General features: G+C 60.5%; 6 protein-coding genes. 5 read left to right on the top strand and 1 reads right to left on the bottom strand.

Annotated features, from left to right (window positions below; genetic code table 11):
* The 3 genes from GC177_10780 to GC177_10770 all read left to right on the top strand — a co-directional run.
* Positions 1–875, top strand: an 875-nt coding sequence (locus tag GC177_10780; protein MBI1276434.1) for a phospho-N-acetylmuramoyl-pentapeptide-transferase, incomplete at its 5' end; no start/stop codon positions are given.
* Between the two features lie 3 nt (positions 876–878).
* The gene (gene murD, locus GC177_10775) at positions 879–2285 is read left to right on the top strand and encodes a UDP-N-acetylmuramoyl-L-alanine--D-glutamate ligase (GenBank protein ID MBI1276433.1); all 1407 of its coding nucleotides are present in this window, start codon (positions 879–881) and stop codon (positions 2283–2285) included.
* Positions 2272–3411 carry a cell division protein FtsW gene (locus tag GC177_10770; protein ID MBI1276432.1) on the top strand — a complete coding sequence of 380 codons (1140 nt, stop codon included), beginning with the start codon at positions 2272–2274 and terminating at the stop codon, positions 3409–3411. The genes murD and GC177_10770 overlap by 14 nt, the downstream gene beginning before the upstream one ends.
* On the opposite strand, the gene erpA is transcribed toward GC177_10770, so the two are convergent.
* Entirely contained in the window at positions 3406–3750 is a 345-nt protein-coding gene (gene erpA / locus GC177_10765) for an iron-sulfur cluster insertion protein ErpA (protein MBI1276431.1), read from the bottom strand. The genes GC177_10770 and erpA overlap by 6 nt on opposite strands.
* Positions 3751–3800: 50 nt before the next feature.
* Between erpA and GC177_10760 the strand changes: the two genes are divergently transcribed.
* Together GC177_10760 and GC177_10755 are read left to right on the top strand one after the other, a co-directional pair.
* Positions 3801–5000, top strand: a complete 1200-nt coding sequence (locus GC177_10760) for a deoxyguanosinetriphosphate triphosphohydrolase (protein ID MBI1276430.1) — start codon at positions 3801–3803, stop codon at positions 4998–5000.
* Positions 5001–5057: 57 nt separating this feature from the next.
* Complete coding sequence (locus GC177_10755) at positions 5058–6794, top strand: arginine--tRNA ligase (protein MBI1276429.1); 1737 nt, start codon at positions 5058–5060, stop codon at positions 6792–6794.
* Positions 6795–6877 lie beyond the last annotated feature (83 nt).

Raw genomic sequence — 6877 nt, 5'->3', positions numbered from 1 at the left:
GCACGCCGACCATGGGCGGGCTGATGATGTTGATTTCACTCACCATCTCCACGTTGCTGTGGATGGAATTCACCAATCCGTTCGTCTGGATCGTGCTGCTGATAACGCTGGGCTACGGGTTTTTGGGTTTTCTGGACGATTATCTGAAGGTGAGCAAACGCAACACCAAGGGGTTGCCCGGGCGCATCAAGATCGTGGCGCAGTTCATCATGGCGGGTATGGCCGCGCTTGCCATTCAGTATTATTCCGCTTCCAACCAGAATCAGCACCTGGCGCTGCCGTTTTTGAAAGATGTGCTGATCGACATGGGGGCGTTTTATCTCATCTTCGCCATGCTGGTGGTGGTGGGGGCATCCAACGCCGTCAACCTTACCGACGGGCTGGACGGGCTTGCCATTGTGCCGATCATGCTGGTGGCGGGAACGTTCGGGTTCATCGCCTATGTGGCGGGCAATGCGGTGTATGCGGATTACCTGCAGATTCATCGCGTGATGGGTGCGGGAGAGCTGGCGGTGTTCTGCGCGGCGCTGATCGGCGCGGGGCTGGGTTTCCTCTGGTACAACGCTCCACCCGCCATGGTGTTCATGGGGGATACGGGAAGCCTCGCTTTTGGTGGTGCTTTAGGCACGATTGCGGTGATCACCAAGCATGAGATCGTGCTGGCGCTGGCCGGGGGATTGTTTGTGGCGGAAGCCTTGTCGGTCATCATTCAGGTGATTTCGTTCAAGACCACGGGCAAGCGGGTGTTCAGGATGGCGCCGGTGCACCATCATTTTGAAAAGCTGGGCTGGGAAGAGCCGACCATTGTGATCCGCTTCTGGATCATTACGGTGTTTCTGTGCCTGCTGGCGCTTTCCACGCTTAAATTACGGTAGGTCATGACCAGGCTTACAGCAGCACGCGGGCAAAGCTGGGCGGTGGTGGGGCTGGGCAAGGCCGGCGCCGCGATGGCCGAAGGGTTGCGTGACGGCGGTGCGCTGGTGCTTGCCTGGGATGACAAGGCGGATGCACGAGCGGCGGCGGCAGGCAAGGGAATCGAGATTTGCGAACCCGCCGCCATGCCCTGGCCGGTGCTGACCGGGCTGGTGATGAGTCCGGGCATTCCCATTTTCGGCGCGAAAGCGCATGTGGCGGCCAAGCTGGCGCGCGAGCACGGCAAGCCGGTGATCGGCGATGCGGAGATGCTCTATCTGCAGCGGCCGGATGCCGCCTTTATCGGCATTACCGGAACCAACGGCAAATCCACCACCACGGAACTGGTGGGGCAGATGCTGGCGGCAGCGCCGCAGCCGCTGGGCGCGGTGGCCGTGGGCGGCAATCTGGGCGTGCCCGCCGTGGCGCTGGATGCGCAGGCGGGTGCCTATGTGCTGGAGCTTTCCAGCTATCAGCTGGACCTGGTTGATAAGTTCCACTGCCGTGGCGCGATTTTTTTGAACATGTCGGTCGACCATCAGGAGCGGCATGGCAGCATGGAAGGGTACCGCGAAGCGAAGGAACGGATTTTCCGCCATATGAAAACGGGCGATGTAGCGGTTATCGGCTGCGATGACCCGTGGACGCTGGTGAGCTGGCAAAAGCAGTTTCACGATGCCACCCATCTGGGCCATACGGTGGTGGCGCTGGGTGAGGCATCCACCGTGCCGCGCGAGGGGTGGTACGCTGCCTATCATGACGGGGTTATCGAGCTGCATCTGCCGCAGGGGGATGCGACGCTTTCCCTGAAGGATGCGCCCTCCCTGCAGGGGCCGCACAATGCGCAGAATGCGGCGGCTTCGGCGGCGCTTTGCATGGCGCTTGGCGTGCCGGTGGAGGTATTGCAGCGGGTCATCGATGCATTTGTCGGGCTGCCGCACCGGATGGAAAAGGTCGGCGAGCAGAATGGCATAATCTATGTGAATGACAGCAAGGCCACCAATGCCGATGCGGCGCATCAGGCTTTGAAATCCTACACGAATATTTACTGGATCGCCGGCGGGCTTGCCAAGGAAGGCGATGTGCTTGACCTGGAGCTGATACGCGGCCGGGTGACGCGCGCCTATCTCATCGGCGCGGCGGAGGAGGCCTTCGTCCATTTGCTGGAAGGGGTGGTGCCGGTGGTGCGTTGTGGTACATTGGCCAATGCTTTCGTCAGGGCATCCAGCGATGCCGCGCAGCATGCGGTGAACAAGCCGGTGGTGTTGCTTTCGCCCGCCTGCGCATCCATGGATCAGTGGAAGAATTTTGAGGAGCGCGGCCATGCGTTCCGCGATCTTGTCAAAAAGGTGATGAGTCATGCTGCCGCTTAACCGAACCAATACGAGTTTCATGGGCCGCTGGTGGTGGACCATCGACCGCTGGGTGCTGGGCACGCTGGTGCTGCTAGCGGTGATCGGCGTGTTCCTGGTGATGGCTGGCAGCCCGGCCGTGGCCAGCCGCATCGGCAGCACGCCGATGCATTTCTTCTACCGCCACATCCTGTTTCTGGCGGGCGGTTTTGTGCTGATGCTGTCGGTTTCCATGATTCCGCTGGCATGGTTGCCGACCATGGCCTTCGCCGGGCTTGGAATTATCTATGTGCTCATGGTGGTGGTGCTGTTTGTGGGCACGCAGGTGAAAGGGGCATCCCGCTGGCTGGACCTGCCCATGGGGCTTTCGCTTCAACCGTCGGAATTTTTGAAGCCGCTGCTGGCCGTGGCGCTGGCATGGCTGCTGGCGGAGTTTCTGCGGCAACGGCGCTGGAAGCCCATTCTGATGCTGGTGGGGGCTGTCGGGCTTGCCGTGCTGCTGCTCGTGCTTCAGCCGGATTTCGGGATGATCGTCACCGTGCTGGCTGTCACAGGCGGTGAGCTGTTTCTGGCCGGGCTGCCCTGGGCGGTGTGTGCGCTGGCGGTGGCGGCGCTGGTGGGAATGCTGGTGGTGGGGTATCTCTTTTTCCCGCACGTGAATGAGCGTATCAGCAACTTCCTCAGCCCGGATGCCGAGGGGAATTACCAGGTGATCAAATCCATGGAGGCCTTCAAGCATGGTGGGCTGTTTGGCGCGGGGCCGGGCGAGGGCATTGTGAAGCGCCATTTGCCGGATGCGCATACCGACTTTATTTTCGCCGTGGCGGGTGAGGAGCTGGGCGCGATTTTCTGCATGTTCATCGTGGTGGCGATTCTGGGTGTGGCGCTGATGAGCATTCGCCGCATCTGGGGAGAGAAGGACCTGTTTATCATGCTGGCGGTTTCCGGCCTGGTGATGCTGTTCTGCTTCCAGTCCTTCGTAAATATCGGCGTGAGCCTGCACTTGCTGCCGACCAAGGGGATGACGTTTCCGTTCATCAGCTATGGCGGGTCGTCCACACTTGCATCAGGGTTGATGGCGGGAATGCTGCTGGCGCTGACGCGGCGCCGATATGGCCACTACCAACAGCCGGTGACGGCGCTATAGTTTTGCCATATCCACGGCGAAGGACGTGCCGCAGCCGCATTTGGCGACCGCATTGGGGTTTTTGATCTCGAACTGGCCGCCGGTCAGGTCCTCGACGTAATCCACCACGGCGCCTTTCATGAAGCTGAGGGTGAGTTCGTCCACCACCAGTTCGGCCTCGCCCTGGCGAATGGCGATTTCGCCTTCCTTATGCTGGTCGTCAAAGTCCATTTTATACTGAAAGCCTGAGCAGCCGCCGCCTTCCACGCTGATGCGAAGGCGCAGACCAGGGTTGCCTTCGCTTTTGGCGACGGCGAGGATGCGGCTGGCGGCATTGGGGGTGACTTCAAGCTGGTGCATGGCGGATTATCCCACTAAACTTAACCCAATATAACGCTTTTCGGTACGATATGCCAGATACTCCCGCTTTTCGCAGCCTTGCACCTTACGCAACCCTCGCCAGCCAGACGAAGGGAAGGCAGCATCAGGAGGCTGAACATGCCACGCGCAGCGCCTTTCAGCGCGACCGGGACAGGATCATTCATTCCGCCGCGTTCCGCCGCCTTGAATACAAGACCCAGGTGTTTGTGAACCACGAGGGCGACCATTACCGTACGCGCCTGACGCATAGCCTGGAGGTGGCGCAGCTTTCGCGCGCCATCAGCCGCCAGCTGGGGCTGGATGACGATCTGGCGGAGGCCTTGGCGCTGGCGCATGATCTGGGTCATACGCCCTTCGGTCATGCGGGGGAGGATGCGTTGAACGAGGCGATGCATGGTTTTGGCGGGTTTGACCATAATGCCCAGACCATCCGCATCCTGACGAAACTGGAGGACCGCTACGCCTCCTTTCACGGCATCAACCTGACATGGGAGACGCTGGAGGGGATCGCCAAGCATAACGGGCCGCTGCAGGGGCCGCATGTACCGAAAGACAGGCCGGAAAAGCCGCTGCCGCGGGCCTTGAAGGAATTCAACGCGGAATTTGACCTGGAGCTTTCCAGCTGGCCGGGGATGGAGGCGCAGGTGGCGGCACTTTCAGACGATATCGCCTATCATAGCCATGATATTGATGATGGTCTGAGGGCCGGCCTGTTCACGGTGGAACAGATCGCCGTGCTGCCGATTGTAGGTGAGGCATTTGCGGAGACGATGAAGAAATATCCGCATGCCAAGCGGGAGCAGCTGGTGCATGAATCGCTGCGGCGCTTTATCAACCGCATGGTGTCAGATGTGGTGGAGACGACCCGCGCCAATATCAAGGCCAGCGGGGTGGAATCTGCTGCTGATGTACGGGCGCTGGGCAAGGCAACGGTAGAATTTTCGGCCGAGGCTTCGGCGGCCAATGCGGCGCTTAAGAAATTCCTGATGAAGCAGATGTACCGGCATTACAAGGTCAACCGCATGACCAGCAAGGCGCGGAGGCTGGTGACGGAGCTGTTCGCCATTTTCCTGAACGAGCCGGAATGCCTGCCGCCGGAATGGCAGCACGGCCCGGCGGGTTCGCAGGAGCAGGCGGTGGCGGCCTGCGATTATCTGGCCGGAATGACGGACCGGTTTGCGATGCAGGAGCATCGGAAGCTGTTTGGTTTGTCGCACATAGACGGCTAAGGTTGCGTTTAGGGTGTAAAACCGTTAACTAACCAGCCCGCATTCAAGGGTTTTGTTATGGATTTATTCGCCGCATACCGCCAGCAGGTGCTGGCTGCGCTGGAACAGATGGTGGCCGCCGGGCAATTGCCGGCCGGGCTGAACATGGCCGCCGTGACGGCGGAAAGCCCCAAAGACCCGGCGCATGGCGACATGTCGACCAATGCGGCGATGGTGCTGGCCAAAGCGGCGGGGACGAACCCGCGCGCGCTGGCGGAAGCGCTGGTGCCCTATCTTCAAAAGATTGATGGGGTGGTTTCCGCCGAGATCGCTGGGCCAGGTTTCATCAACCTGCGTTTGAAGCCGGAGGTGTGGCTGGGGCAGGTGACGGCCATTTTAAAGGAAGGCCGCGCCTATGGCCAAGGTGAAACCGGCAAGGGCGTGCGGGTGAATGTGGAATATGTCTCCGCCAACCCGACGGGGCCGATGCATATCGGCCACGCACGCGGGGCCGTGGTGGGGGATGTGCTGGCCAGCCTGCTGGCCAAGGCCGGATATACGGTGACGCGCGAATATTACATCAACGATGCCGGTGCGCAGGTGGATGTGCTGGCGCGTTCCACCCATTTGCGTTACCGCGAGGCGCTGGGCGAGAATATCGGCGAGATTCCGGCTGGGCTTTACCCTGGAGATTATCTGGTGCCGCTTGGACAGGAATTGGCCAAGGAACATGGCGATAAGTATGTAAAAGCCGCTGAGGACGAGTGGTTGCCTATTTTTCGTCAGGCGGCCATTACGGCCATGCTGGTGATGATCAAAAGCGACCTTGCCCTGATGGGCGTGAAACATGATGTGTTTTCTTCCGAGGCGGCGATGATTGCCTCCGGCAAGGTGGAGGAGGCGCTGGCGTTTCTGGAAGGTAAGGGCCTGATGTATGTCGGCGTGCTGGAGCCGCCGAAGGGCAAGACGCCGGATGACTGGGAGCCGCGCCCGCAGACACTGTTCAAATCCAGCCAGTTTGGCGACGATGTGGACCGTGCGCTGAAGAAATCCGACGGCAGCTATACCTATTTCACGCCGGACATTGCCTATCACTATGACAAGTACAAGCGCGGCGCGGATGTGCTGATCGACGTGCTGGGTGCTGACCATGGCGGCTATGTGAAGCGCATCAAGGCCGCCGTGACGGCCATGAGCGACGGCAAGGCCAGCTGCGAGGTGCTGCTGTGCCAGCTGGTGAAGCTGATGAAGGACGGCGAGCCGTTCAAAATGTCCAAACGCGCGGGAACCTTCGTGACGCTGCGCGACATGGTGGAGCTGATCGGCAAGGATGTGCTGCGTTTCATCATGCTGACGCGTAAAAGCGACGCGGCGCTGGAATTTGACGTGGAACTGGTGAAAAGCCAGACCAAGGATAACCCCGTGTTTTACGTGCAATATGCCCATGCGCGCTGTCATTCGGCTCTCAGGTTGATGGAGGAGGCTATTCCCGGTATTACCGCGCAGACCGGAGATGTCGGGCTGCTGAACCACCCGGAAGTGCTGGGGCTGATCCGTACGCTCTCGCACTGGCCGCGCACGGTGGAGCAGGCCGCGCGCAGCTATGAGCCGCACCGCATTGCTTTTTACCTGCAGGAGCTGGCAGCGCAGTTTCATGCGCTGTGGAACCAGGGCGGGCAGGATGAGCGGCTGCGTTTCGTGCAGGCCGGAAATCCGGCGCTTACGGCCAGTTATGCCGGTCTTCTCAAGGCGGTTATCGCCACCCTCGCTTCGGGCCTGGAGGTGATGGGGGTCGAGGCGCTGGAATCCATGTAACGCGTGCCACATTACTGCCAGGCTGGCCTGCGAATGGCTGATTTGATGCGCTTCGATGCTCAGGTACAAAAGGTACGCTCCGA

This window comes from bacterium (genome assembly GCA_016124905.1).
Lineage (GTDB): Bacteria > Pseudomonadota > Alphaproteobacteria > Rickettsiales > RI-342 > RI-342.
The sequence above is the reverse complement of the archived record's forward strand: the minus strand, read 5'-3'. Positions and strand labels throughout refer to the sequence as shown.